The sequence below is a fragment of the Synechococcus sp. RedBA-s genome, from assembly GCF_024345495.1.
Classification (GTDB): Bacteria; Cyanobacteriota; Cyanobacteriia; order PCC-6307; family Cyanobiaceae; genus Regnicoccus_A.
In genome coordinates, this window is the sequence record NZ_JAGQBF010000005.1 from 83,533 (window position 1) to 109,810 (window position 26,278).

The following is a 26,278-nucleotide window of genomic DNA, read 5'->3' on the forward strand; positions in this document are numbered from 1 at the left end:
TTCTGCACTCCTGGTTCTCATTGGGATCGGCCACATTGGCTACACGGGTGATCCGAACCACCCCGATCTCTCAACAGTGAAGGACACCACCATGCTGACTCTGCGCCATTCCCCCTTCGATCTGCTCGAGCGTCTGGAGCAACAGGTCAATCAAGCCGAACGCGTCCCAGCCGCCGAAGTGCATGAAACCGATCAGGCCTATGTCGTCGTGCTGGAACTCCCCGGCGTCGACAAGGAGTCGATTGAAGTGAAAGCCACCGACCGCTCCCTGCTGATCAGCGCCGAGCGCCGCTCCTTGGCCAGCAGCGCCCCCAGCGACGCCAAGAACGGGGACGCCAGAGTTGATGGCCCCATCCACAGCGAGTTCCGCTACGGAACCTGGAGCCGCAGCTTCCGTTTCGCCGGCGGCCTGCAGCGGGAGGGCATCGAAGCCCGCTACCGCGATGGCCTGCTCACCGTCACAGCGCCCAAGGCTCAGACCCACAGCACCGTTGTGGTGAAAGTGGAGGGTTGAACCAGGCCCAGGGCAGAGCCCTGAAGCCTTGAGATCCGTGGTCCCCAGCCCCGGCCCCAGGGCCGGGGCCTTTTTGTGGGTGGCTCACTCCGTGTCGTCGTGGGCGAAGCGGCTGTAGAGGAAATCCAGGGCCTGGTTGCGCATGTCGTAGTAGATCGGGTCTTCCATGATCTCCTCGCGGTTGCGTGGCCGCGGGAAGTTGATCTCCATGATTTCACCGATCTTGGCGGCGGGACCGTTGGTCATCATCACCAGACGATCCGCCAGGAACAGCGCCTCGTCGATGTCGTGGGTGATCATCAGCACCGTGCACTTCTGAGTGTTCCAGATCGTCAGCAGCTCCTCCTGTAATTCCTCCTTGGTGATGGCATCGAGGGCACCGAAGGGTTCATCGAGGATCAGCACCTCCGGCCGAATCGCCAGGGCCCGGGCGATCGCCACCCGCTGCTTCATGCCCCCCGAGAGCTGGTTGATCTTCTTGTCCGCCGCCTCGGTGAGCCCCACCATGGCCAGGTGCTCGCGGGTGATCTCCTTTTTCTCCACGGCCGGCAGATCAGGCTTGACCGAATCGATCGCCAGATACACGTTGTCGTAGGCGCTGAACCAGGGCAGCAGTGCATAGCCCTGGAACACCACCATTCGGTCGGGGCCGGGTTTAGTGATCGCATTGCCGTGGAGCACCACCTGGCCGCTGCTGGGGGTGGAGAAGCCCGACACCATGTTGAGCAGGGTGGACTTGCCGCAACCGGAGTGGCCGATCACGCACATGAACTCTCCCTGGTTCACGGCCATGTCGATGCCATCGAGCACCGTGTAGGGACCCGTGGGGGTGGGGTACACCTTGCTGACGTTCTCGAAGCGCAGGAAGGCCTCAGTGGACGGGCTTGGTAAACCCGCCAGGGTGGGCTGAAGCAGTGTGGACATGAAGGATCTCGCTGGAGGACGGTGAATCGGGACCGAAGGCTTGTGGGAGGCGCTCCTGCCGATCAGGCACGCCGAGGTGGCGCCAGGGGGATTTCGGCGATGCTGAAATCGCGTTTGATCGTCTGGGCGTTGAGATAACCAATTGGATCGTCGGCATTGAAGGGAAGGCCATCGAAGAGCTCGATGCCCTGCCGCTGATAACTGATTGCATCGAGGCCGAGCTCACGGGCGGCCGTGCTGAACACCCCCACCTGGCAGACCCGTTCGAGGATCTCCACCCAGTTGCGCGGCAGGGGGATCTCGGCCCAGCGGGCCATCTGGGTCATCATCCAGAGGTGCTCGGTGCGGCTGGGCCGGTTCAGCCCCTCCCCAAAGAACAGGTGGTGCGGCACCGCCCCCTCGCTCTCCGGTCCCCCCCGATCCACGTCGGCGCTGGCCTCGCTGAAGCGGATCATCTCCGGCTTGATGCCGAGATAGCGGCGGTCGCTGAGCAGCTCGCTCAGCTCAGCCCAGTGCGCCGGATCGGCGCAGTAGCGGCAGGCCTCCAGCAGCGCCTTGGTGAGGGCGATGTTGGTGTTGGGATAGGCGATGGCCCAGTCTTCGCGCAGCCCCAGCACCTTGCCGGGATGGCCGGGCCAGATCGCCAGATCGCCCGCCACAGCGATGCCGTGGCCGTCGCGAATGGCCCTATCGAGCCAGGGGGCCCCCACGCAGTAGCCGTCGATGCTGCCGTCCTTGAGGTCGGCGAGCATCTGGGCCGGAGGCAGGGCCTGCAGGTGCACATCCTTGTCGGGATCGATGCCGTTCGCCGCCAGCCAGTAGCGCAGCAGCAGGTTGTGCATCGAGGCCTCGTGCACGATCCCCATCGTGTGGGGCTCCCGCTCATGGCTCTTGAGGTAGGCCCGGTAGTCCTCCACCGTGCGCACCCCCTGCTCCGCCAGCCGGCGGCCCAGGGTGATGCCATTGCCGTTGCGACTCAAGGTGAGTGGCGTCACGATCGGCAGCGGCGGGCCGCCGTGACCACCCGCCGTCATCCAGGTGGGCATGCCCGCCGGCATCAGCGAGGCGTCAAGGGTGCCATCCACCAGCCCGTCGACGATGCCGCGCCAGCTGGTTTCGCGGATCAGGCTCACTTCATCGAGGCCGTGCTTGGTGAAGAGCCCGTGGGCTTCCGCCACTGCCAGGGGAGCACTGGCGGCCAGGGGCAGGAAGCCCAGATCCAGGTTCACCTTCTCGAGGCCGTGGCGTGCCACCACGGCATGGGGCCGGGCACGCCACTGCTTCACCCGCTTCTGACGGTTGAGGAAGTAGATGATCTCCGAGCGCAAGCTGTAATAGCTCGGGTGGTGCACCACCTCCAGCCGGGCCCGGGGCCGGGGGATGTCCACCTCGAGAATGCCGCCGATCTTGGAGCCGGGGCCGTTGGTGAGCATCACGATCCGGTCCGAGAGCAGCACCGCCTCGTCCACGTCGTGGGTGACCATCACCGCGGTGAGCTCATGCTCATTGCAGATCTGCATCAACTTCTCCTGCAGATTCCCCCGGGTGAGTGCATCAAGGGCACCGAAGGGTTCATCCAGCAGCAGCAGCTTGGGGCGAATCGCCAGGGCACGGGCGATGGCCACCCGCTGTCGCATGCCACCGGAGAGCTGCAGCGGCAGCTTGGCCGCCGCTGGACCGAGCCCCACCATATCGATGTGCTCCTGAACGACGGCATCGCGCTCGCGGCTGCCGATCTTCCCCATCACCTCATCCACCGCCAGGGCGATGTTCTCCCGCACCGAGAGCCAGGGCAGCAGCGAGTAGTTCTGGAACACCACCATCTTGTCTGGGCCGGGGCGCTTGATGGCTTCTCCATCCAGCAGCACCGTGCCTTCGGTGGGTAGATCAAGCCCGGCGATCATGTTCAGCAGCGTGCTCTTACCGCAACCGGAGTGACCGATCAGGGAGATGAACTCGCCTTTGCGAATCTCCAGATCAATGCCCTGCAGAGCGAGGTAGCTGCCGCCGCCCTTGAGGGCGAAGCTTTTGTCGATGGCACGCACATCCACCAGGGAAGGCGCTGGGGTGGTGGTCATGGCTGAATCCGTTGCAGGAGAACGTGGGCAGGCCGTGGGAACGAAGCGGAAGTTGGAATGACGATCATTGGCCCGGGGAGATGCGGGTCTGCAGCCAAGCCATCAGACGATCGAGCACCAAGCCGATGGCACCGATCCAGATCACGCCGAGCACGATCTCGCCCACGTAGTTCTGCTGGTAGGCATCCCAGATGAAGAAGCCGATGCCCAGGGTGCCGGGCATCACGATCTCAGCGGCGATGATCGCCAGCCAGGCCAGACCGATCGAAATGCGCAGACCCGTGAAGATGTAGGGGAGAGCCGAGGGGATCAGCACCTTGGTGAAGAAACGACGGCTCGACATCTGCAGCACCAGGGCCACATTGCGGTAGTCCTGAGGAATCTGACGCACGCCTTCGGCAGTGTTGATCAGGATCGGCCAAATCGCGGTGATGAAGATCACGAAGATGGCCGCCGGTTGGTTCTTCTGGAACAGCACCAGGGCGATCGGCACCCAGGCCAGTGGCGCCACCATGCGCAGGAACTGGAACAGGGGGTCGAAGGCGCGGTTGATCGTGGGCTTGAGGCCGATCGTGATGCCCACGGCGATGCCAACCAGCGCGGCAAGGGTATAGCCCTGGGCCACCCGCGACAGGCTGGCCATGGTCTGCCAGAAGAGACCTTTGTCGAGGCCGCCGCGATCGTAGAAGGGGTAGAGGATCAGGGTGCGGGTGCGTTCCTCAGTGAATAGGCTGGAGGGAGCGGGCAGGGCGATCACCCCGGCCGATGAGAGAATCTGCCAGAGCAACAGGAACCCGCCGGTACCCAGGAGTGGCGGCAGCCAGGTGCCGGAGCTCCGGGTGAGCCATCCCAGCGGATTGGAGGCAACCCCCGGGCGGCGCGGTGAAGTGGGAACCATGAATGGAATGCTCCGTAGATTGTTGAATGGGAAAGGGATCGGTCCGCAGTGGCCGAGACCGGGCAAATGACCTTAGACGGGTTAGGAACTGGCTGGCTAGGCGTCCAAAAAAGAACTCCGGGAGTTGGAAGCCCCCGGAGAAGGATCACTCCACGATCACTTCTTGATCTTCAGGCTGTCGAGGTAGGCCTGAGGATTCTCCGGGTCGTAGACCACGCCATCGAAGAAGGTTTCCTTGCCTCGGCTGGAGCCGGTGGGAATGTCGGCAGCGGGAAGGCCCAGTTCCTTGGCCGCCTCAAGCCAGAGATCTTCGCGCGTCACCTTGTCGTTGATCGCTTTGGCCTTGTCGACCGAGTCGATCACGCCGGGATAGAACTTCCAGCGCATCGATTCGAGCAGGAACCAGAGGGTGAGGCTCTTATAGGGATAGGAGATCACACCGCGATCACTGGCCCAATAAAGGGGGCCCATGGCCGGATTGGTCTCCGGCTTCATGTCGGCGCCCAGCTTGTACTGGCCCTTGAGCGCCTCCTCCAACACCGGCACTGGGATGTTGTACCACTTGCGGGAGCTGAGGATCTTGGCCACCTCGGCACGGTTCTCTGCCTTGTCCATCCACATCTGGGCCTCGATCAGCCCCTTGATCAAGGCCACCGTGGCCTTGGGATGCTTGTCCACCCAGTCGGCCCGCACAGCCAGATACTCCTCGGGGTGAGACTTCCAGATCTGGGCGGTGATCGCCGGCAGGTAGCCCACCCCGTCCTTGACGATCCGTGACGGCCAGGGGTCGCCGGTGGAGAAGGCCTGCATCGTGCCGTTCTTCATCCCCTGGAGGGTTTCCGTGGCCGGTACCGTCAGCAGCTCCACGTCCTTGTCGGGGTCCACGCCGCCAGCGGCGAGCCAGTAGCGGATCCAGATCTCCTGGTTCGCTTTCGGGAAGGTGTAGGAGGCCCTGAACTTACTGCCGTTCTTCTTGGCGAAGGCGTCGAAGAAGCCCGGCGAGCTGGTCTTGAGGTCAACGCTGAGGTTGCCGTCCTTGACGGCATTGGAGGCAGCGATGCCGTTGCCCTGGCTCATCAGCATCGCCAGCACGTACATCGGCACCTTCTTGCCATCGGTGATCGCGCCTTCGCTGATCATCTGGGGCATGGGCATCTGCCACTGGCCGCCGTCGATGCCGCCGCCGGCGGAACCGAGCACCACGTTGTCGCGGGCGGAAGGCCAACTGGCCTGCTTGGTGAGGTTCACCTCAAGGCCATGCTTGGCGAAATACCCTTTCTCGACGGCTACCACCAAGGGGGCGGCCTCAAGGATGGGAATGAAACCGAGGCTGATCGTCTTGGTCTCAAGGCCCTTGTCGGCGGTAGCCACCGGTGTGGAGGCGTCACCCCCTCCGCCGCCCGGCTCAGGCGGGTTTCCGAGACAACCCCCGAGCATCACGCTTCCGACGAGGGTTGCGCTCATCAGAGCCAGAAATTGACGACGCTTCGACATGGAATGAATGGCAAAGGAAAACGACATGTCGACATCCTGTCGACAAAAAAGAAAACTGAACTATGCGTAATACCTAGGGGAAACGGCTCATATGGTGAGGTCACCAAAGGCCGGAGCGGTGCCTCAGGGATGGAGCATGGGGTCACCGTTGCGGCGGTCAAAAGACCTTAATGGCCTGTCCTAACGCCTGGGTATTCGCGTTCGGAAGAATTTCGTATGCCTGTGATAAGCCTAGGCAATCAATCCAGGCAATCCTTCGCGTTCAACCTCCAGAGCCAGATCTGGATTGGCCTGCTTGTTCTTTGATTCGTGCAGCGCTATCTCATAGGTTGCTCCTGGAATCGCGCACCATTCATGGAGCGTTACCTCAACGGCAAGGTCGCCCTGGCCACCATGCATGGCAAGGAAAGGGCGATTGCCCGCCCCTACCGCGCCCTGCTTGGCCTGGAGCTGGAGCTCCCCGAGGGGCTCGATACCGACGAGCTCGGCAGCTTCGACGGCCGGGTGACACGGGAAGGCGGGCCCGAGCAGGCCTGCCGCCGCAAGGCCCAGCTGGGCATGGCCGCCCTCGGCCTGCCACTCGGCCTGGCCAGTGAGGGCAGCTTCGGCCCCCACCCCGGGCTACCCATCCTGGCCGCCGGGGTGGAAGTGATGGTGTTCCTGGATCGGGAGCGCGGCCTGGAAATCTGGGAGCGGCTGATCGCCCGGCGCACCAACTTCGATCACCGATGCGCCGCAAAGCTGGCGGAGCTGGAGGGCTGGCTCGCACAGGTGGGCTTCCCCGCCCATGGCCTGATCGTGCGCCCGGAGCACGCCTGCAGTGGCGCCGAAACGCTTTTGTTCAAAGACCTGCCCGATCACCCGCGCCTGGCCGGAGCAATCGCCGCCGCCTCCTCCTCCTCCAACAACGGCCGGGCCCAGGTGGAAACCGACATGCGCGCCCACCGCAACCCCACCCGCATGGCCTCCCTGCGCGCCCTGGCCACAAAGCTGGCACGCCGTATCGCCACGGCCTGCCCCGCCTGCACGGCCCCGGGCTGGGGGCGACTGGACGTGGTACCGGGTCTGCCCTGCGGCTGGTGCGGCATGCCCACGCCCCTGACACTCCGCGAGCGGTTCGGCTGCGTCAGCTGCTCCCACACTGAAGAGCACCCCCGCCCGGATGGACTGGCTGAGGCCGATCCGCAGCACTGCCCGCTGTGTAATCCCTGAGTGTCACCTCCGTGTGCGCGGAGCCCGACCGCACCGCCGTCAAGACGACCAGAAACGCAGAAATCCCGGCCATGTGCAGGCACACAGCCGAGATACAGATCAGCTCAGATCACATCAGAACTTATGATCGCGCAGGGCTTCCACCTGGTAGATATAAGTGATGATCGAGTAGTCCGCGTAAAACTTGGCTGCGATATCGTTGGTGATCTTGTCGGCCAGCTCGCGGGTGCCGGTGAGAACCTCGATTTTCACATTGGAAAGGGTGTGCGACACGCTGGGCTCTCCCGTGGAGCGCACATTGCGGCTGCCTTCCCCTCCAGCGGCATTCACGGTGTACCCGGTGGCACCTGCCGCCTTGATGAGCTTGATGAGTTTCTTGGAGAGGATTTCCTCCCCAACGATCACCAGCTTCCAGACCTGTTGACTCATGGACTTGGCCTCAAATGGTGGTATTCAGGAAATTGATATGTGGGTTGCGAAGTTATCTGCCGAGGAGCACCTCTGCAATCCCGATGAATAGTGGAATGCAGATAGCGATCGCCACTGGCGTGCCGATGGCTGTGGACGCACCAATGTAGGCCGAGGGATTCGCAGAAGGGATGCCGGCACGAAGCGTGGGCGGGCCGGAGATATCCGAGCTCGACGCGGCGATCACCGCCAGCACCACCGCGCCACCGATGCTGAAGCCGGTAAGTTTGTGAATGATGAGGCCGACACCGAAAGCGAGAAAACCATGCAAGATGGGCGCAATGAATGCATAGATGGCAAACCACTGGGCAACCTTGCGCAGCTCATTCATGCGCTGGGCGGCCTCCATCCCCATGATGATCATCAGAATCGCCAGGAAGCCGCGGAAGAGGGGGTTGAAGAAGCTCTCATAGACAGGCTCGGGCTTGGTGAGAATGCCAAGGGCCACGCCCAGAAGCAGCGACGTGACGGCCGAACTCTGCACGCTTTCCTTGATGATCGGCCAGATCTCGACTTTCTCGGAAGTGTTGCCGGTCTTCTTGCTGAGATAAACGCTGGCCACCACGATGGCCGTCACCAGCGCCGGGATGTCCATGAAGGGATAGAGGGCCGCCGTCCAGGCCTCATAGGGAATTTTGGCGGAATCCAGCTGCGGCAGGACCGCCGCCAGCGTGGAGCCACTCACCGCGCCGAACAGACCGCCGGTGGCCACGGCGTCAGGCACGGTGATGCCTGGCAGTTTCCCAATGGTGTAACGAGCGATGAATACGATCACAATGCCAAGCCCCACAGCCGCGAGCGCCGGGAGAAAGATCTCGGTGGGGTTGGAATTGCGAATCGCTATCCCGCCAGTCAAGCCGATCTTCATCAACAGGAAGAAGCTGATGAACTTGTAGATCGAGTCTGGAATGGCCAGCTGGCTGCCAAGCGCGGCGACGACAATGCCACCGATCAGGAAGCCAAGGGTTGGAGACTGAAGCTGCTCCAAGAAAAGCTTTAAGAAATCGGACAAATCAAATCCTCTTGTTGTGTTGGTACACCAGGTCGCGGAGAGTTTAGATTTCGGTGATCGAGGTTTTGGGCAGACCTAGGCCCAGCCGATGTGGTTCTTCACTCGTAGGCCCACGCACTGGGGGGTGAAGCGGCTGTCATTGCCCAGCCCGGCCTCCAGCGCTGGGCATGGAGCCTTGTGGCCAAGACAGCCGCGCCTATGGCTGTCATCAGATTCTCGAATCGTCGGAACTCTCCTTCGGCCCCACTGGAGCCAAGGAAATCCCAACGGCGTTTCTAGAGTCAATTTCCCTGCAGACGCCGTCGATGACTGTCGCCACCGCTGCGCCACCGCGCCTCTCGCTGCAGTGTGAGGCGATCGGGCCCGACACCACCACCATCCGTTCCCTCGACTGGGACCGCAGCCGCTTCGACATCGAGTTCGGCCTACGCAACGGCACCACCTACAACGCCTTCCTGGTGCGGGGTGAGCGCACCGCCCTGATCGACACCAGCCACCTCAAGTTCGCCGACACCTGGCTGCCCCTGCTGGAGGAGCAGATCGATCCGCTGGCCATCCATCACCTGATCGTGTCCCACACCGAGCCCGACCACTCCGGCCTGATCGGCCACCTGCTGGAGCGCAATCCCGAGATCGAGATCGTGGCCTCAAAGGTGGCGATCCAATTTCTCGCCGATCAGGTTCACAGGCCCTTCCGCAGCCGTGCGGTGAAGAGCGGTGAGGAACTCGATCTGGGCGTCAATCCCAGCAGCGGAGTGCAGCACCGCTTCGAGTTCCTGAGCGCCCCCAACCTGCACTGGCCCGACACGATCTTCTCCTTCGATCACGGCACGGGCATCCTCTACACCTGCGATGCCTTCGGTCTGCACTACTGCGGCGACGACATCTTCGATGTCGATCCCGGCGCCATCGCCCCCGACTTCCGCTTCTATTACGACTGCCTGATGGGGCCCAACGCCCGCAGCGTGCTGCAGGCCCTCAAGCGCATGGATACCCTGCCGCCGATCCGGATGATCGCCACCGGCCATGGCCCGCTGCTGCGCGACCACCTCGGTCTCTGGACCGGCGACTACCGCGACTGGAGCAGCCAGCGCAGCGCCGGCGAAACCTATGCCGCCGTCTGTTACTTGAGCCAGTACGGCTTCTGTGACCGGCTCAGCCAGGCGATCGCCCGTGGCATCGGCAAAGCAGAGGCCCAGGTCCAGTTGGTGGATCTGCGCGCCACCGATGCGCAGGAACTGGCGGCCCTGGTGGGGGAGGCCAGCGCCGTGGTGGTGCCCACCTGGCCGTCAAAGCCAGATCCCGAGCTGCAGCAGTCGATCGGCACCCTGCTGGCCGCCCTCAAACCCAAGCAATGGGTGGCGGCCTACGACGCCTACGGCGGCAACGACCAGCCGATCGACAGCGTCGCAGCCCAGCTGCGCAGCGTGGGGCAGAAGGAGGCGTTCGAGCCGCTGCGCATTCGCCAGGTGCCCGACGGCAACGACTACCAGCGCTGCGAAGAGGCCGGCACTGACCTGGGCCAGTTACTCACCCGTGCCCGCACGATCGCAGCGATGAAGTCGCTCGATGGCGACCTCGACAAGGCCCTCGGCCGCCTCAGCGGCGGGCTTTATATCGTCACCGCCCGCCAGGGGGAGCGCAGCAGCGCCATGGTGGCCAGCTGGGTGAGCCAGGCCAGCTTCGATCCGCCGGGCCTCTCGATCGCCGTGGCCAAGGACCGGGCCATCGAGGCCCTGATGCAGGTGGGCGACCGCTTCGTGCTCAACGTCCTGCGGGACGACAACCATCAAGAGCTGCTGCGCCACTTCCTCAAGCGCTTCCCGCCTGGAGCCGATCGCTTCTCCGGCGTCTCCACCCTCGATGGGGTGTCCGCGGGCGGTCCGGTGCTGGGAGATGCCCTGGCCTACCTGGGCTGCCGGGTGGCCCAGCGCATGGAGGGCCCCGACCACTGGATCATCTACGCCGAGGTGGAGGAGGGCACCGTGGCCGACAGTGAGGCCACCACCGCTGTGCACCATCGCAAGGTGGGCAATCACTACTGATGGGCTCCTCCTCTGCCGCCGCACCCACCGCCGCTGCCGCGGGCACCGACCGGCGTGTGATCGTGCTGCCTATCGACACCGGCCTGCTCTGCCTGAGGGGCCTCAGCCCCCAGCGCCTGCGCTTCGAGGTGGAGTACGGCCTCGAGCGGGGCACCACCGCCAACGCCTTTCTGTTCACCGCCGGCGTCACCAGCGCCGGCCAGCCGGTGCCACCGGTGCTGATCCATCCACCTGGGGCCTCTTTCGCGCAGCCCTTCCTGGATCAGCTCGCGGACCTGGTGCCGGCCGACGCGGCCCTGAAGCTGGTGGTGGGCCACCTCAACCCCAACCGGGTGGCGCTGCTGCACCAGCTGGCGTTGCGCTGGCCGGCCCTGATGCTGGTGGCCTCCAACGCCGGTGCCCGGCTTCTGGAGGAACTCTGGAGCCAGCGCCGGCCCACCGCCGCAGGGGCGGAGCCCGAGCCCCCGCTTCCGCCCCTGCCTCCGATCGATGTGATCAAGCAGGAAGTGAACCGGGAGCTGGCGAACGGGTTCCGGCTCACCCTGATTCCCACCCCCACACCCCGCTGGCCCAGTGCCCTTGTGGCCTTCGAGGAGCGCACCGGCCTGCTGATGAGCGGCAAGTTCTTCGCCGCCCACCGCTGCAGCGAGGGCTGGGCCGAGGCCAACCGCGACAGCACCGAGGAGGATCGCCGCTACTTCTACGACTGCCTGATGGCGCCGATGGCGCGCCAGGTGGAAACGGTGGTCGACCGCCTCGATGAGCTGGCGATCCGAACGATCGCCCCGGGGCATGGCCCGGCGATCAGCGAAAGCTGGCGCAGTCTGCTGGCCGACTACCGCCGCTGGGGTGAAAGCCAGGAGAAGGCCCAGCTCTCGGTGGCCCTGCTCTATGCCAGCGCCTATGGCAACACCGCCGCCATCGCTGACGCCCTGGCCCAGGGGGTGGCGCGCACAGGGGTCCGGGTCGAGAGCCTGAACTGTGAATTCGCGCCCCCCGAGCAGCTCCTGCAGACCATCCGCGGCTGCGACGCGCTGATGATCGGCTCCCCCACCCTCGGGGGCCATGCCCCCACGCCGATCGTTTCGGCCCTGGGCACCCTGCTGGCGGAGGGCGACCGCGAGAAGCCGGTGGGCGTGTTCGGCAGCTTCGGCTGGAGTGGCGAGGCCATCGATTTGCTCGAGAGCAAGCTGCGCGACGGCGGCTTCCGCTTCGCCTTCGAGCCGATTCGGGTGAAGTTCAGCCCCGATGCGGCCACCCTCAAGCGGCTGGAGGAAACCGGCACGGCCCTGGGGCGGGACCTGCAGCAGCGCCAGAAGCGCCAGAAGCGGGTGGCCGGCGGTGGCCTGAGCGAAAGCCGCAGCAACCCGGCGGTGCTGGCGCTCGGGCGCGTGGTGGGCTCCCTCTGTGTCCTCACCACCCGCAAGGGGGAGGGGGAGAACGCCCTGGCGGGGGCGATGGTGGCCAGCTGGGTCAGCCAGGCCAGCTTCAGCCCGCCGGGCGTCACGGTGGCGGTGGCCAGGGACCGCGCCGTCGAAGCGCTGCTGCACGTGGGCGATGCGTTCACCCTCAACGTGCTGGCCGCCGGGCGGGAAAGCGGGCCGATGAAGCAGTTCCTGCAACCCTTTCCCCCCGGTGCCGACCGTTTCGCGGGGCTGGAGCTGGAGAGCAGTCCGGGAGGCCAGCCGGTGCTGCCGGAGGCCCTGGCCTGGCTGGAGGCCCAGGTGAGCCAGCGGATGGAGTGCGGGGACCACTGGCTGATCTACGCCGTCGTGAGCCAAGGCGCCGTGCTGGATCCCACGGGCACGACGGCAGTGCACAAGCGGCGCAGCGGGGCCAACTACTGATCCAGCTAACTCATAGTCACTCCGACTTAGTGTTACGGTATGGGGAGACCGGCCAACCCGCTCCCCTGTGTCCATGGATCTCTCCAACCCCGTCACCAGCGCCAATCTCGAAGCCGCCTTCGGCGGCGAGAGCATGGCCAACCGCAAATACCTGTTCTTCGCCGATGTGGCCAAGAAGCTCGGCCATGGCGAGCTGGCCCGCCTCTTCCGCGACACCGCCGCCCAGGAAACCGAGCACGCCTTCGCCCATTTCCGCCTGCTCCATCCCGAGCTGGTGGTGGCGGATCCCGCCTCCCTCAGCGACGAGCAGAAGCAGGCGGTGCTCGCCCGTTGCCTGGAGCTGGCGATCGAAGGCGAAACCTACGAGTACACCACCATGTATCCGGAGTTCGCCGCCGCCGCCCGCACCGAACGGGACGCCACGGCCGAAGCAGAATTCAACGAGCAGATCGCCGAATCAACCGAGCACGCCGGAGTCTTCCGCAAGGCCGCCAGTAACTTTGGCTTCCTCACCCCCATCGAGCACCACCATGCCGACCGCTACGGCATCGCCCTGAAGGCCCTCTTCGGTGAGGGCACGGCCGGTGAGGCCAGTGAGCCGCTGCCCGGCCTCTGGATCTGCAAGGTCTGCTCGATGATCTACGACCCCGCCATCGGCGACCCCGACTCCGGCATCGCCGCCGGCACCCCCTTCGAGGCCATCCCCGACGACTGGGAATGCCCGATCTGCGGGGTCCGCAAAGCCAGCTTCGAGCCCTACCGCGAGCCGGAGCTGCTGGTGGCCTGATCGCCGGCCTGAATCGATCACCGGCCGCCTGAGTGCCGGACTCATCACCGACACCCGCTGCTTGTCACCCCATGACCGACCTGTTCACTCCCATGCAGCTCGGCTCCCTGGAGCTGCCCAACCGGGTGCTGATGGCTCCTCTCACCCGGTCGCGGGCGGAACAGGATCACGTGCCCGGGACGCTGATGGCCAAGTACTACGCCCAGCGTGCCTCAGCCGGGGTGATCATCGCCGAGGCCACCATGGCGATGGAGGGCCATTCGTCGTTCATCAATGAACCCGCCATCCACTCCGCCGCCCAGGTGGAGGGCTGGCGGCTGAGCACCGAAGCGGTCCACAACGCCGGTGGCCGGATCATTCTGCAGATCTGGCATGGAGGCCGCGCCTGCCATCCTCTCCTCAATGGAGGCCGTCAGCCGGTGGCCCCCAGCCCGATCGCCATCACCGGCGACGAGATCCACACCCCCGAAGGCAAGAAGCCCTATGTGGTGCCGCGCGAGCTGACCGATGAGGAGCTGCCGGCCATCGTGGAGGGCTTCCGCCTCGCTGCCCGCAATGCCATCGCGGCCGGTTTCGACGGTGTGGAAGTGCACGGGGCCAACGGCTACCTGCTCGATGAATTCCTGCGTGATGGCAGCAACCACCGCACAGGGCCCTACGGCGGGTCGCTTGAGAACCGATCCCGGCTGCTGCTCGAAGTGATCGAGGCGGTGCGGGCTGAGACCGATCTGGTGGGGCTGCGCATCTCGCCGCTCAACGGCTACAACTCCATGGCCGATTCCGATCCGCTTGGCCTCTCCAGCTGGCTGGCCGATCGGCTCAGCAGCGCCGGCCTGGATTTTCTGCATGTGATGCGGGGCGATTTTCTCGGCCAGCAGCAAGGGGATCTGCTCACCCCGATCCGCGAGCGCTTCAGCGGCACCCTGATCGCCAACATGGGCTACAGCGCCAGCGAGGCCAATGCAGCCATCGGAGCTGGTGACATCGATGCCGTGGCCTTCGGCACTGCCTTCCTGGCCAACCCCGACCTGCCCGAGCGCCTGCGCCGCGGCGCGGCGCTCAACAGCCCCGATCCGGCCACCTTCTACAGCCCTGGTTCTGCCGGCTACACCGACTACCCCGCCCTGCCATGACCACCACCACCCCTCCCAGCGACACCCTGCTGCGGCCTGCCGCCGAGCGCTTCCATGGCCGGCTCGACTGGCTCGAGAGCCGGCACACCTTCAGCTTCGGCCACCACTACGACCCCGCCTGGATGGGCTATGGCCCCCTGCGGGTGATCAACGAGGACACCATTGCCCCTGGGCGTGGTTTCGGGATGCATCCCCATAGCGACATGGAGATCATCACTGTGATGGTCGACGGGGAGCTCACCCACCGTGATTCGATGGACCACAGTGCCGTGCTGATGGTGGGGGAAGTGCAACGGATGAGCGCCGGCACCGGTGTGGTCCACAGCGAAACCAACGACACCAGCCACCCCTGCCGGCTGCTGCAGATCTGGATCGAGCCCAGCAGCCGCGGCATCGAACCGGCCTATGAGCAGAAGTCGTTCACCGTCGGCGAAGGCTGGACCCTGCTGCTCGATCCCGAGCAGGCGGAAGGCGCCATGGCGATCCACCGGCCGGTGCGGCTGTGGCGGGCCCAGCCCAGTGAAGGGGTCTGCCTTGAGCTGCCCGTCGCGGCGGGGCGCCAGGCCTGGCTGCAGCTGATCGATGGCAGCGTGGAGCTGAGCGGCCCTGATGGGCCCCAGCCCCTGAGTGCCGGTGATGGGCTCGGCTTCGTCGCCGGCGGATCAGGAGAGCTCACAGCCACGGCGGCCGGCACCGATTTGCTGCTGTTTGAGCTTGCATGAGCGACCCTGGCGCCCCCGATCTGCTGCGCTTCTGGTTCGAGGTGTGTCAGCCGGCCCAGTGGTTCCGCAAGGATCCCGCCTTCGATCAACAGGTGCGCGAACGCTTCGGGGAGCTGAGTCAGCGGGCCCTGGCCGGGGAGCTGCAGCCGTGGGCCGATCAACCGGGCTCAGCCCTGGCTCTGGTGCTGCTGCTCGATCAGCTCCCCAGGCAACTCCGGCGCGATCAACCTGGGGCCTTCGCCGGCCGCCACCGGGATGTGATCGCACACTTCGGGCGCTTCCCCCACCGAAATGGGGCCCTGGGACGCAGCTCCAGCGCCGAGGAGCTGGCCTTTCTGGAACAGCCGGGCTCCCGATTCTGAGAGTGTCAACGGCGAGTCCTCACAAAATATGACTGTCTACTCAAAAGGCAGCAGCTGATGCTGCGGCTCTCCGGCCCTGCCACTGGAATGGATTTCAAGACTCCGTTGCGCACCTGGTCATGGCGACCCACGATCCCTATGCCCCTGGCCTGAGGGTGCTCCCCGACCTGGAGCTAGAGAACAAGCGCTGGATCGTGCGCTACCGCGGCTTCGTGCTGATGCCCCAGGCTGATCTCAGCTGGTTGGTGCGGCCCGAGCGCAGTCCGATGCCGGTGCTGCCCTTCCGCACCCCCGCCAGCTCCCTGGAGGATGTGAAGGCACTGGTGGACTGGCGCCTCACCCGAGCCGCCTGATCCCCCCTCTGAGCCCCTGAGACCTCAGGCCGCCTGGGGCGGCGTGGGGGTGGGGCCGCCGGCCTGGAATGGCAGCACCAGCGTGGCCCAGCGCTCGGGACGCTCACCGCGGTAACGCTTGGCCTGACGGACTCCAAAGGGAACCCGCAGCACGTTGGTGCCTTCTTCGTGGAAGGTTTCTCCACGATCGTGGGAACTGGACAGGGTGGTGGGCACCGCTGGCAGTGAGGGGCCTTGCCTGGGCGGCGATCCTGGTTGACGGGCCGCCTGGGAGTCAGCCATCACCAGTCGCCGAATGGCAGCAGGGCCTGAGGTGTCGTCGTTGTTGCCGTTCATGGATGGGTCGGCGCAGCGATAGGACGGATCGGAAGGAGTAGCGAAACCGGAACTTCTGGGCGCATTACTCACAGATCTGGGCAAAGAAACAACCCCTGGATTCGAAAGAAAACCTGAGGATTGATCAATTTGCGCGGATCTTAACGCCCCTGGCCAGCCAGAACTGGTGCTGTGGTTACCCCTTCCTGAACCGCCCCCAGGGGCAGCACCGCCGCCAGCTCCTCCACCGAGGGGCAGGTGCAGACCAGGTTCCTGTCGCCGTAGGCGTTATCGATGCGAGCCACCGCCGGCCAGAATTTGTTGGCCTGCTGGCCCTCGCCGGCGGGGAACGCGGCCTGCTGGCGGCTGTAGGGGCGGTCCCAGAGGTCGGCCGTGACGGCCGCCAGGGTGTGGGGCGCACGCTTGAGCGGGTTCTCCAGGGGGTCCACCTCGCAGGCCTCGATGGCCGCGGCTTCCGCTCGGATCGCGATCAGTGCGTCGCAGAAGCGATCAATCTCCGCCAGTGATTCGCTCTCAGTGGGCTCCACCATCACGGTGCCGGCCACCGGCCAGCTCACGGTGGGGGCGTGGAAGCCATAGTCCATCAGGCGCTTGGCCAGATCGTCCACCTCCAGACCGGCGCTGCGCTTGAGCGGCCGCAGGTCGAGGATGCACTCGTGGGCCACGCGCCCGCCCGGTCCGCGGAAGAGAACGGGGTAGTGGGGCTCCAGGCGCTCGGCGATCACATTCGCCGCCAGCAGGGCCACGGCACTGGCCTGGCGCAGGCCGGCGCCACCCATCATGCGGATGTACATCCAGCTGATCGGCAGGATGCCGGCGCTGCCCCAGCGGGCCGCCGCCACCGCACCGATGCCCTGGACCTGGCCGGGCAGGAATGGGACCAGGTGGCTGGCCACGCCGATTGGTCCCACCCCAGGGCCACCGCCGCCGTGGGGGATGCAGAAGGTCTTGTGCAGGTTGAGGTGGCAGACATCGGCGCCGTAGAGGCCCGGCTTGGCCAGGCCAACCTGGGCGTTGAGGTTGGCCCCGTCGAGGTACACCTGGCCGCCATGGCGGTGGATCACATCGCAGAGACGACGGATGCCGGGCTCGAACACACCGTGGGTTGAGGGGTAGGTGACCATCACCGCCGCCAGGGAAGCGGCGTGGGTCTGGGCCTTGGTCTCCAGATCCACCAGATCGATGTTGCCCTTGTCGTCACAGGCCACCGGCACCACCCGCAGACCCGCCATCACCGCGCTGGCAGGGTTGGTGCCATGGGCGCTGGTGGGGATCAGGCAGATGTCACGGTGGTGATCCCCCCGGCTGCGGTGCCAGGCGCGGATCACCAGCAGGCCCGCGTATTCCCCCTGGGAGCCGGCATTGGGCTGCAGCGACACACCGGCAAAACCGGTGATGGCCGCCAGCCAGCTCTCCAGATCAGCGATCAGCCGGGCATAGCCCCGGGCCTGGGAGGGGGGCACCAGTGGGTGCAGGTCGGCGAACTCGCTCCAGCTCACCGGCGAGAGCTCAGCGGCGGCGTTGAGCTTCATCGTGCAGCTCCCCAGCGGGATCATCCCGTGCACCAGGGAGAGGTCGCGGGAGGCCAGGCGCTGGATGTAGCGCAACAGCTCGGATTCACTGCGGTAGCGCTGGAAGGCCTCCTGCTGCAGCCAGGGGCCCTGGCGCAGGGGCAGCCCCGCCAGCAGCTCCTGATCACCAGGCAGCTCCGCCAGCAGGGCGGCGGCTGAGGGGATCGAGGCGGCAGCTCCTTCCCCGGGGCTGGAGCCGGCAGCGAACAGCGCCAGCAGCTGATCGAGCTCAGCGATATCGCTGCGCTCATCAAGGCTGAGGGCCACCCCCTCCAGCAGCCCGCCTGGAGCCATGAGCGGCCTGAGGTTGAAGCCGGCGGCCTCCGAGCGCTCCAGCAACGCGGCGGCCTCGGCCGTGAGCACGCTGAGGGTGCCGAAGGCGGGTCCGGCCTCGAGCTCGAAGCCGAGGCGGGTCAGCTCCAGGGCCAGAGCGGCACGCAGGCGCAGCACCCGCCGGGCGATGGCCGTGAGCCCCTCAGGCCCGTGGTGCACGGCATAAAAACCGGCCATCACCGCCAGCAGCACCTGGGCGGTGCAGATGTTGCTGGTGGCCTTGTCGCGGCGGATGTGCTGCTCGCGGGTCTGCAGGGCCAGGCGCAGGGCCGGCCGGCCCTCGGCATCGATCGAGCGACCCACCAGGCGGCCTGGAATCTGACGCTTGTGGGCCTCGGTGGTGGCGAAGAAGGCGGCATGGGGCCCGCCGAAGCCCAGGGGCACGCCGAAGCGCTGGCTGCTGCCGATGGCGATGTCGGCGCCGAGGGTGCCCACGGGGGCCAGCAGCACCTGGGCCAGTGGATCGATCGCCACCGTGACCATGGCGCCGGCCTGGTGAGCCGCCATAGTCACCGCGCTGGGATCAAACAGGCGGCCATGGCTGCCGGGCAGTTGCAGCAGAACCCCGAAGACATCGGGGCCGAAGACCTGATCGCCACCAGCGGCCGTGGCCACGCTGCCGGCTGCAGAAACCGTGACTGGATCAAAGGTTTCAATCAGGATCCCCAGGGGCTCGGCCCGGGTGCGCAGCACCTCCAGGGTCTGGGGGAACACCTGCTCATCCACCAGGAAGCGGCGGGCCTCCCTGCGGCGGCAGGCGCCGGCACTGAGCGACATCGCCTCGGCCGCCGCGGTGGCCTCATCGAGAAGCGAGGCGTTGGCGATCGGCAGGCCAGTGAGCTCGCTGATCAGGGTCTGGAAATTGAGAAGAGCCTCCAGCCGCCCCTGGGCAATTTCCGCCTGGTAGGGGGTGTAGGCGGTGTACCAGCAGGGGTTCTCCAGCACATGGCGCTGGATCAGGGCCGGGGTGGCGGTGCCGTAGTAACCCAGGCCGATCAGGCTGCGGCGCACCTGATTGAGGGAAGCGATCCGGCGCAGTTCCGTCAGGGCATCGGCTTCCCCCACACCGGCGGGCAACTCCTGCTCGGCGGCGCTGGGGGGAATCAGGATGTCGCCTGGAACCACCTCTGCCACGAAGCTCTCCAGATCGGCGCAACCCAGGCGCTCCAGCATCCGGGCCTGCTCAGAGGTGGATGGCCCCAGGTGGCGTTGCAGGAAAGGGGAGAACTCCGGGGGGGCGCCGGCCACGGCGCTGTCGCTACTGCTCTCGACGCTCACGCCACCAGGTCCGGCTTAGCGCTGGATCCTAGGTAATTCGCCCCGCCGGACCAGGGTTCAGGAGCCTTCAAGCTTGGCGCGGTAGCTGGCGGGATCGAGCAGGTCGTCGAGCTGGGCGGGATCGCTGGGGCGCAGCAGCAGCAACCACCCCTCGCCGTGGGGATCGTTCTGCAGCTCCTCGGGGCTGGCCAGCACCGCCTCGTTGCGCCGCTCCACGGTGCCGCTGATCGGGGCGTACATCTCCTCGACGGCCTTGACCGATTCGACCGTGCCGAAACTGCTGCCCCGCTCCAGCTGGGCGCCGTTTTCGGGCAGCTCAACAAAGACGATGTCGCCGAGCTGATCGACGGCAAAGGCACTCACACCCACCCGCACCAACTCCCCCTCCGGTCGCACGTATTCATGGCTGTCGGCGTAGCGGCAGTCGTCGGGGACCTGGATGGCCATCGCGGACCGGAGGGAGGTTTCGACCCAGTGTGGCTCCCGGGGGGGCGCCGCGCTCAGGAGCCCCCGCCGGGCCCCAGGGCCGCCAGGGCCCGCTCCAGCGCCAGGGCCACGTGGCTGCGGTGGGTGCCGCCCTGCGAAAAGAGCACGTAGGGCTCGCGCAGGGGGGCATCGGCGGAGAACTCGCTGGTGCTGCCATCGATGAAACTGCCGCCGGCCATCACCAGCTCGCTGGCGTAGCCGGGCATCGGCGCCGGTACCGGATCGAGGTAACTCCCCACCGGTGAGCACGACTGGAAGGCCCGGCACACCCGGATCAGGGGCTCGGGGGCGCCGAAGCGCACCGCCTGGATCAGGTCGCTGCGGTGCTCCCCCAGCTGGGGCTGCACGGCATAGCCCAGATCGCTGAACACCGCGGCGGTGAGGTCAGCACCGATCAGCGCCTCCGACACCATCTGGGGCGCCAGAAACAGACCCTGGAACAGCAGGCGATAGAGGTCGAAACCGGTGCCGCCCTCACTGCCGATGCCCGGCGCCGTGAGCCGGCAGCAGGCCTGCTCCACCAGCTCGGCGCGACCGGCCACATAGCCGCCGGTGGGGGCGATGGTGCCGCCGAGGTTCTTGATCAGCGAACCGGCGATCAGGTCGGCACCCACCGCCGGCGGCTCCAGGGGTTCCACCAATTCGCCGTAGCAGTTGTCAACGAAGCGAATGCAGCCAGGCTGCAGGGCCTCCACCCGCTCGCAGAGGCGGGCGATCACCTCCAGGCTGAGGGCGGGCCGCCAGCTGTAGCCGCAGCTGCGCTGGATCAACACCAGGCGTGTGGGCACCGCCAGGGCCGCAGCCAGGCCGTCCTCGTCCACCGCACCGGCGGCCGTGAGCTGCAGCTCGTCGTAGTGGATGCCGAACTCGGCCAGGGAGCCTTGGCCCGTGCCGCGCAGACCGATCACCTCCTCCAGGGTGTCGTAGGGGCGGCCGGTGAGGGCCAGCATTCGATCACCGGGGCGCAGCACCCCGAACAGGGCGGCGGCGATGGCGTGGGTGCCGCTCACGAACTGCAGGCGCACGGCGGCGGCTTCGGCCCCCAGCACCCGCGCGAAGACGCGATCCAGCACCTCCCGGCCCAGGTCGCCATGGCCGTAGCCACTGACGGAGGCGAAGTGGTGGGTGCCCAGCCGCTCAGCGGCGAAGGCGTCGAGCACCCGTGCCAGTGCCGGCTGCACGGCAGCGGTGCGGGCGGCGGCCAAAGGCGCGGTCCGCTCAGCGGCGGCGGCCAGCCGCTCCCGGGCCCAGCCGGCGTGGGTTTCAGTGTTGATTGCCATTGTGGTCATGGCCTGACACCAGCTCTTGGCGCCATGCTGCCTGGGGGCTTCCCCCACGCCGCTAGATTTCCATTCGATGCATCGGCGACATTTTTGCCAGCATCACAGGTCAGAGTCGCACCTCAGCCTGATGGGTTCCCTGCAACGGGATCGCCCGCCGCAGGGGAGATGACGGACTCAAGCCTGCGCCACCACCGCGAGAGTTCATTTGGTTGCCGCTTCAGATCCAGCATCCGCCTTGCCCCAGGTCCAGCCTGCGGGTCAGACCCTGCGGGGCCACGCCGCCGAGCATCAGGACGCCGCCATCCGCGCCTCGGTGAGCGGTCGCCGTCAGCCGCTGCCCCCCATCCAGCGCAAGTACAAATTCGGCACCACCAGCTTCATGCTGGCGATCCATGTGGGTGCCGTCTTTGCCCTGCTGCCGCGCTTCTGGAGCTGGCAGGGGGTGGTGGTGCTGGCGGCCCTGTACTGGACCACGGTGCTGGGAGTGACCCTAGGGCTGCACCGCCTGCTGGCCCACCGCAGCTTCGTGGCGCCGAAATGGCTGGAGCACACCCTCGTGCTGATGGGCAGCCTGGCCTGCCAGAGCGGACCGATCGAATGGGTGGGGCTGCACCGCCACCACCACAAGTATTCCGACCAGCCCAACGATCACCACGATGCCGGCAGGGGCCTGTGGTGGAGCCACAGCGACTGGATGCTGCACGACATTCCGGCGGTGCGCCAGATGAGCCGCTTTACCGGCGATCTCCAGCGTGATCCCCTCTACCGCTGGCTCGACCGCTGGTTCCTGCTGCTGCAGGTGCCCTTGGGTGCCGCCCTGTGGTGGTACGGCGAGCGGACCGGCGTGCCCGGCGGCGGTCTGGGGCTGGTGCTCTGGGGCATCCCCCTACGCCTGGCGATCGTTTATCACGTCACCTGGCTGGTGAACAGCGCCACCCACGCCTTCGGCTACCGCAACTTCGACAGTCCCGACCTCTCGCGCAACTGCTGGTGGGTGGCGATCCTTTCCTTCGGCGAGGGCTGGCACAACAACCACCACGCCCACCCCGCCAGCGCCCGCCATGGCCTGCGCTGGTTCGAGTTCGACATCACCTGGCAACATATCAAGCTCCTGCGCACCCTCGGGCTGGCCAAACGGATCCGGGTGGCCCATCTGGGTCAGCCGCTGCCCTCGGCCACCAGCTCCTGACCGATCGCTTCAGCGAGATCCAAGGCGCCCGTCTGCTGCTGCAGGCGGGCTTTTTGGCGCAGCACCTCCAGAAAGCGGTCGGCGCTGATCGCCTGCTCGGCGGCCACCCCCAGCCCTTCAAGGGTGCGGTGCAGGTCCATCAGCTCGGCGTCGAGCTCGGCGGCGCTGTAGTCGCGCTGACCGCTCATCACAGCCGCGAAGCGCTCCCGGCGCTGAGTCTTGGCCGCCGGATAGGCCGCCAGCACCTGGTCGCGGCAGAGCCGCCAGGGCCGCCCGGCGCAGAGCAACTCCGCCAGAGCAAAGCTGAGGCCTTGGGCCTCGTCGTCGGCGATGCGCAGATCAAAGGCCCGAGGTGGCGGCACCAGGCCCACGAAGATCTCCAGCAGGTCGCCTGGGCCCAGGGGCTCACCGCTGTTGCTGAGCAGGGGCCGGGAGCCCTGGGAGAGGGCCTCGATCAGGTCGGGGTGGCCCGCCAGAGCGCTGCTGACATCAGCGGTAGCAGCGGCGGCCCTGGCCACCAGCCACTGGTTGATGCGCCCGAGGGCCAGGAACACCTCGGGGCCGGGGGAGGCGAGCTTGCGGTTGCGCAGCATCGAGACCTGGGAATTGTGGATCCGGCCCAGGTCGAGCACCTCGGCCAGACCGGGAAGCACCCGGTGGGACCAGCCGTTGCGCTCATGCCAGGCCCTGATCAGATACGAAAACGCTTCACGTCCTGATTCGATTTCGGCCTGATATCCCACTTGATCTGGATTCATACTGCTACTATTCTAAAAGACCGATCAGGAACCAGTCCTTATGACCGCCACCGTTCGGCGACCCTCCAGCCCGTCGGCGCGCTCGGGGCCTGCAGCGACGCCTACAGCCCCCCGGCCCACCGGTGTCGCCAGCCTCGCTCCCGCCGATCTCTCCCTCTACCGGGCCGAGGCCCTGCACCGCCCCCGCCGCGGCGAACCCCAGGCTCAGGCGCCCAAGGGAGCCCACGGGGTCACCATCGGCTACATGGTGGTGATCCATGCCCTGGCGCTGGTGGCCCTGCTGCCCCAGTTTTGGAGTGTGCCTGCCTTGGCCAGCTTCCTGGTGCTCTATTGGGTCACCGCCTGCCTGGGAGTCACGATCGGTTACCACCGGCTGCTGAGCCATCGGGCCTTCCGGGTGCCCCGCTGGCTGGAGCGGTTCTTCGCCACCTGCGGTGCCCTCAGCGCCCAGCACGGTCCGATCGACTGGACAGGACTGCACCGCCATCACCACAAGTTCTCCGACACCGACGTCGACCACCACAACAGCCACAAAGGCTTCTGGTGGAGCCACATGGGCTGGATGTTCCATGAGATTCCGGCCATGGCGGCCGTGCCCCGGCTCACCGGTGACCTGCAGCGCGATCCCTATTACCGCTGGTTGAACAAGAACTTTCTCTTGCTGCAGCTGCCCCTGGCCGCGCTGCTGTTCGCCATCGGCACCCTGACGGGCGCCGGCGGCTGGGGCCTGGTGCTCTGGGGCATCCCCCTGCGCCTGGTGGCGGTCTACCAGTGCACCTGGCTGGTGAACAGCGCCACCCACCGCTGGGGCAAGGTCACCTACGAGAGCGGCGACGGGTCCCGCAATAACCCCTGGGTGGCGGCGCTCACCTTCGGCGAGGGCTGGCACAACAACCACCACGCCTTCCCCCATTCGGCCCGCCACGGCCTGGAGAAGAGCCAGATCGACCTCACCTGGCAGCACATCCGCCTGCTGTGGGCCCTGGGCCTGGCCACCCAGGTGCGTCTGCCCGCCGCCGGCAGGACAACGCAAGCTGTGATCTAAGATCATTGATCGCCTCAAGATGCGGGCCGTCGAGCCGACGGCCCCTGTCCGATCCCCTGTTCCCGCCGTTCTGTTTCCATGGCCAAGCGCGTCTCCGTCGTCCTCAGCGAGGACGTTTACAGCCTCGGCAAGCAGGGGGACTTGGTGGAGGTGGCGCCCGGTTACGCCCGTAACTTCCTGCTCCCCCAGAGCAAGGCCGTGGCCGTCACCCCAGCGGTGCTGCGCCAGGTGGAGCACCGCCGCGCCAAGGAGGCCGAGCGCCAGGCGGCCCTGAAGCAGGAGGCCGAAGCCTTCCGTACGGCCCTGACCACCATCGGCCGCTTCACCGTCAAGAAGCAGACCGGCGGCGACGACGTGCTCTTCGGCACCGTGACCAACGGAGATGTGGCCGAAGCGATCGAAGCGGCCACCAAGAAAGAACTGGACCGCCGTGACATCGCCGTGCCCGAGATCCACCGCACGGGCTCCTACAAGGTGCAGGTGAAGCTGCACCCCGAAGTCACAGCCGAGATCAACCTGGAAGTGGTCAGCCACTAGGCCAGCCCGGAGCAAGCCCGGAGGCACTTCCCCAGCCCCGGTCTGCCCCTAGCCTCAGACCATGGTGAGTCTCCCCCTGCCGGCCCCTGATGGCGGCCCCGAATGGGGCACCGCTGGTGAGCGCAGTAACCCGGCTCCAGCCGCTGCCGCGCTGACGCCAGCTTTTCGCCGTCGCGGCCAGGGCCAGGACGAGGCCCGCTTCGAGGCCCTGCCCGATCAGGTACCGCCCCAGAATCTGGAGGCGGAAGAAGCCGTGCTGGGCGGCATCCTGCTGGACCCCGACGCCCTCGGCCGCATCGCCGATGTGCTGCGGCCTGAGGCCTTCTACCTGAGCGCCCACCGGGAGATCTACCGCACGGCCCTGATGCTGCACAGCCAGGGCAAACCCACCGACCTCACGGCCATGGCCGCCTGGCTGGCGGACACTGGCCAGCTGGAGAAAGTGGGCGGCAGCAACCGGCTGGTGGAGCTGGTGGAGCGCACCCTCAGCACCGCCTCGATCGACCAGGTGGCCCGCCTGGTGATGGACAAATACCTGCGGCGGCAGCTGATCCGCTCGGGCAACGAGGTGATCAAGCTCGGCTTCGATCAGGCCAAGCCGATGGAGCAGGTGCTCGATGAGGCCGAGCAGCAAATCTTCGCCATCAGCCAGGAGAAGCCCTCGGTGGGGCTCACCCCCACCGCCGAGATCCTCACCAGCACCTTCAACGAGATCGAGAGCCGCTCACTGGGCACCTCGGTGGCCGGCATCCCGGTCAACTTCTACGACCTCGATGCCATCACCCAGGGCCTGCAGCGCAGCGATCTGATCATCGTGGCCGGCCGACCGGCGATGGGGAAAACCTCGATCGTGCTCAACATCGCCAAGAACGTGGCCCAGATCCACCAGCTGCCGGTGTGTGTGTTTTCGCTGGAGATGAGCAAGGAGCAGCTCACCTACCGGCTGCTGTCGATGGAGGTGGGCATCGAGAGTGGCCGGCTGCGCACCGGCCGGCTGCAGCAGGAGGAGTGGCCGCTGCTGGGCCAGGGCATCAACACCCTCGGCCAGCTGCCGCTGTTCATCGACGACAAGCCCAACGCCGGCGTGCTGGAGATGCGCTCCCTCTGCCGCCGGCTGATGGCGGAGCAGGGCAAGGAGCTGGGGCTGATCGTGATCGATTATCTGCAGCTGATGGAGGGCTCCACCCCCGACAACCGGGTGCAGGAGCTCTCGCGCATCACCCGGGGCCTCAAGGGCATGGCGCGGGAGCTGAACGTGCCGGTGGTCGCCCTTTCCCAGCTCAGCCGCGGCGTGGAGAGCCGCACCAACAAGCGACCGATGCTCAGTGATCTGCGCGAATCGGGCTCGATCGAGCAGGACGCCGACCTGGTGCTGATGATCTACCGCGATGAGTACTACAACCCGGAAACAGCCGATCGCGGCATCACCGAGGTGATCGTGACCAAGCACCGCAACGGCCCAGTGGGCACGGTGAAGCTGCTGTTCGAGCCCCAGTTCACCCGTTTCCGCAACCTGGCGGCCCCCTGATCCTCACAGACCCGCAGCGGCAGCAACATGGGGGCCAACGCCTGCAGACAACCGATGAGCGAGCCCCCCACCACCCCCTCCACCC

24 protein-coding genes are annotated in these 26,278 nt (G+C 66.5%); 13 read left to right on the forward strand and 11 right to left on the reverse strand.

The window, feature by feature from the left end; genetic code table 11:
• Positions 1–91: 91 nt before the first annotated feature.
• The gene (locus KBY67_RS03155; RefSeq protein ID WP_255108636.1) at positions 92–514 is read left to right on the forward strand and encodes an Hsp20/alpha crystallin family protein; all 423 of its coding nucleotides are present in this window, start codon (positions 92–94) and stop codon (positions 512–514) included.
• Between the two features lie 84 nt (positions 515–598).
• On the opposite strand, the gene KBY67_RS03160 is transcribed toward KBY67_RS03155, so the two are convergent.
• From KBY67_RS03160 to KBY67_RS03175, 4 genes are all read right to left on the reverse strand, one after another.
• On the reverse strand, positions 599–1,438 hold the full coding sequence (locus KBY67_RS03160; protein ID WP_255108638.1) for a nitrate ABC transporter ATP-binding protein: 840 nt from the start codon (positions 1,436–1,438) through the stop codon (positions 599–601).
• Between the two features lie 62 nt (positions 1,439–1,500).
• Complete coding sequence (locus KBY67_RS03165; protein WP_255108639.1) at positions 1,501–3,516, reverse strand: nitrate ABC transporter ATP-binding protein; 2,016 nt, start codon at positions 3,514–3,516, stop codon at positions 1,501–1,503.
• A 64-nt stretch (positions 3,517–3,580) separates the two neighbouring features.
• Positions 3,581–4,414 (reverse strand): nitrate ABC transporter permease, encoded by an 834-nt coding sequence (gene ntrB / locus KBY67_RS03170; RefSeq protein WP_255108641.1) that lies wholly within the window; start codon positions 4,412–4,414, stop codon positions 3,581–3,583.
• Positions 4,415–4,570: 156 nt separating this feature from the next.
• Positions 4,571–5,908, reverse strand: coding sequence for a CmpA/NrtA family ABC transporter substrate-binding protein (locus KBY67_RS03175; protein WP_255108643.1), 1,338 nt, complete (start codon positions 5,906–5,908; stop codon positions 4,571–4,573).
• A gap of 354 nt (positions 5,909–6,262) precedes the next feature.
• Between KBY67_RS03175 and KBY67_RS03180 the strand changes: the two genes are divergently transcribed.
• Positions 6,263–7,120, forward strand: coding sequence for a DUF6671 family protein (locus KBY67_RS03180; protein WP_255108645.1), 858 nt, complete (start codon positions 6,263–6,265; stop codon positions 7,118–7,120).
• A 114-nt stretch (positions 7,121–7,234) separates the two neighbouring features.
• On the opposite strand, the gene KBY67_RS03185 is transcribed toward KBY67_RS03180, so the two are convergent.
• Both KBY67_RS03185 and KBY67_RS03190 read right to left on the reverse strand, forming a co-directional pair.
• Positions 7,235–7,549 carry a P-II family nitrogen regulator gene (locus KBY67_RS03185; protein WP_255108647.1) on the reverse strand — a complete coding sequence of 105 codons (315 nt, stop codon included), beginning with the start codon at positions 7,547–7,549 and terminating at the stop codon, positions 7,235–7,237.
• A 52-nt stretch (positions 7,550–7,601) separates the two neighbouring features.
• Positions 7,602–8,600, reverse strand: coding sequence for a sodium-dependent bicarbonate transport family permease (locus tag KBY67_RS03190; RefSeq protein ID WP_255108649.1), 999 nt, complete (start codon positions 8,598–8,600; stop codon positions 7,602–7,604).
• A gap of 305 nt (positions 8,601–8,905) precedes the next feature.
• Between KBY67_RS03190 and KBY67_RS03195 the strand changes: the two genes are divergently transcribed.
• The 7 genes from KBY67_RS03195 (at position 8,906) to KBY67_RS03230 (ending at position 15,849) form a co-directional block, all read left to right on the forward strand.
• Positions 8,906–10,645, forward strand: coding sequence for a diflavin flavoprotein (locus KBY67_RS03195; RefSeq protein WP_255108651.1), 1,740 nt, complete (start codon positions 8,906–8,908; stop codon positions 10,643–10,645).
• Positions 10,645–12,492: a diflavin flavoprotein gene (locus KBY67_RS03200; RefSeq protein WP_255108653.1), complete on the forward strand. Its 1,848-nt coding sequence runs from the start codon at positions 10,645–10,647 to the stop codon at positions 12,490–12,492. The genes KBY67_RS03195 and KBY67_RS03200 overlap by 1 nt, the downstream gene beginning before the upstream one ends.
• Before the next feature lie 73 nt (positions 12,493–12,565).
• The gene (locus KBY67_RS14735) at positions 12,566–13,279 is read left to right on the forward strand and encodes a rubrerythrin family protein (protein ID WP_315855545.1); all 714 of its coding nucleotides are present in this window, start codon (positions 12,566–12,568) and stop codon (positions 13,277–13,279) included.
• Between the two features lie 71 nt (positions 13,280–13,350).
• Entirely contained in the window at positions 13,351–14,412 is a 1,062-nt protein-coding gene (locus KBY67_RS03215) for an alkene reductase (RefSeq protein ID WP_255108654.1), read from the forward strand.
• Positions 14,409–15,134: a pirin family protein gene (locus KBY67_RS03220; protein ID WP_255108655.1), complete on the forward strand. Its 726-nt coding sequence runs from the start codon at positions 14,409–14,411 to the stop codon at positions 15,132–15,134. Before KBY67_RS03215 ends, KBY67_RS03220 begins: the two co-directional genes overlap by 4 nt.
• Positions 15,131–15,496: a DUF924 family protein gene (locus KBY67_RS03225; protein WP_255108657.1), complete on the forward strand. Its 366-nt coding sequence runs from the start codon at positions 15,131–15,133 to the stop codon at positions 15,494–15,496. Before KBY67_RS03220 ends, KBY67_RS03225 begins: the two co-directional genes overlap by 4 nt.
• 119 nt (positions 15,497–15,615) lie before the next feature.
• Positions 15,616–15,849 carry a hypothetical protein gene (locus KBY67_RS03230; RefSeq protein WP_255108659.1) on the forward strand — a complete coding sequence of 78 codons (234 nt, stop codon included), beginning with the start codon at positions 15,616–15,618 and terminating at the stop codon, positions 15,847–15,849.
• A gap of 24 nt (positions 15,850–15,873) precedes the next feature.
• On the opposite strand, the gene KBY67_RS03235 is transcribed toward KBY67_RS03230, so the two are convergent.
• The 4 genes from KBY67_RS03235 to KBY67_RS03250 all read right to left on the reverse strand — a co-directional run bounded on the left by KBY67_RS03235 (position 15,874) and on the right by KBY67_RS03250 (position 21,142).
• Entirely contained in the window at positions 15,874–16,131 is a 258-nt protein-coding gene (locus KBY67_RS03235; protein ID WP_255108686.1) for a hypothetical protein, read from the reverse strand.
• Positions 16,132–16,325: 194 nt separating this feature from the next.
• Positions 16,326–19,367 carry an aminomethyl-transferring glycine dehydrogenase gene (gene gcvP / locus KBY67_RS03240; protein WP_255108661.1) on the reverse strand — a complete coding sequence of 1,014 codons (3,042 nt, stop codon included), beginning with the start codon at positions 19,365–19,367 and terminating at the stop codon, positions 16,326–16,328.
• A gap of 57 nt (positions 19,368–19,424) precedes the next feature.
• Entirely contained in the window at positions 19,425–19,814 is a 390-nt protein-coding gene (gene gcvH / locus KBY67_RS03245; RefSeq protein ID WP_255108663.1) for a glycine cleavage system protein GcvH, read from the reverse strand.
• 53 nt (positions 19,815–19,867) lie between these two features.
• Positions 19,868–21,142 (reverse strand): aminotransferase class I/II-fold pyridoxal phosphate-dependent enzyme, encoded by a 1,275-nt coding sequence (locus KBY67_RS03250; protein ID WP_399213816.1) that lies wholly within the window; start codon positions 21,140–21,142, stop codon positions 19,868–19,870.
• Between the two features lie 259 nt (positions 21,143–21,401).
• On the opposite strand from KBY67_RS03250, the gene KBY67_RS03255 reads away from it, so the two are divergent.
• Complete coding sequence (locus KBY67_RS03255; protein WP_399213821.1) at positions 21,402–22,325, forward strand: acyl-CoA desaturase; 924 nt, start codon at positions 21,402–21,404, stop codon at positions 22,323–22,325.
• Here the strand turns inward: KBY67_RS03255 and KBY67_RS03260 are convergent.
• Positions 22,295–23,068 (reverse strand): hypothetical protein, encoded by a 774-nt coding sequence (locus tag KBY67_RS03260; protein WP_255108668.1) that lies wholly within the window; start codon positions 23,066–23,068, stop codon positions 22,295–22,297. The two genes, KBY67_RS03255 and KBY67_RS03260, sit on opposite strands and share 31 nt — an antisense overlap.
• Before the next feature lie 55 nt (positions 23,069–23,123).
• Here KBY67_RS03260 and KBY67_RS03265 point away from each other — a divergent pair, with 55 nt between their 5' ends.
• From KBY67_RS03265 to dnaB, 3 genes are all read left to right on the forward strand, one after another.
• Entirely contained in the window at positions 23,124–24,128 is a 1,005-nt protein-coding gene (locus KBY67_RS03265; RefSeq protein WP_255108670.1) for a fatty acid desaturase, read from the forward strand.
• Between the two features lie 78 nt (positions 24,129–24,206).
• Entirely contained in the window at positions 24,207–24,665 is a 459-nt protein-coding gene (rplI, locus tag KBY67_RS03270; RefSeq protein ID WP_094556144.1) for a 50S ribosomal protein L9, read from the forward strand.
• A 61-nt stretch (positions 24,666–24,726) separates the two neighbouring features.
• Complete coding sequence (gene dnaB, locus KBY67_RS03275) at positions 24,727–26,193, forward strand: replicative DNA helicase (protein WP_255108672.1); 1,467 nt, start codon at positions 24,727–24,729, stop codon at positions 26,191–26,193.
• The last annotated feature ends 85 nt before the right edge of the window (positions 26,194–26,278 follow it).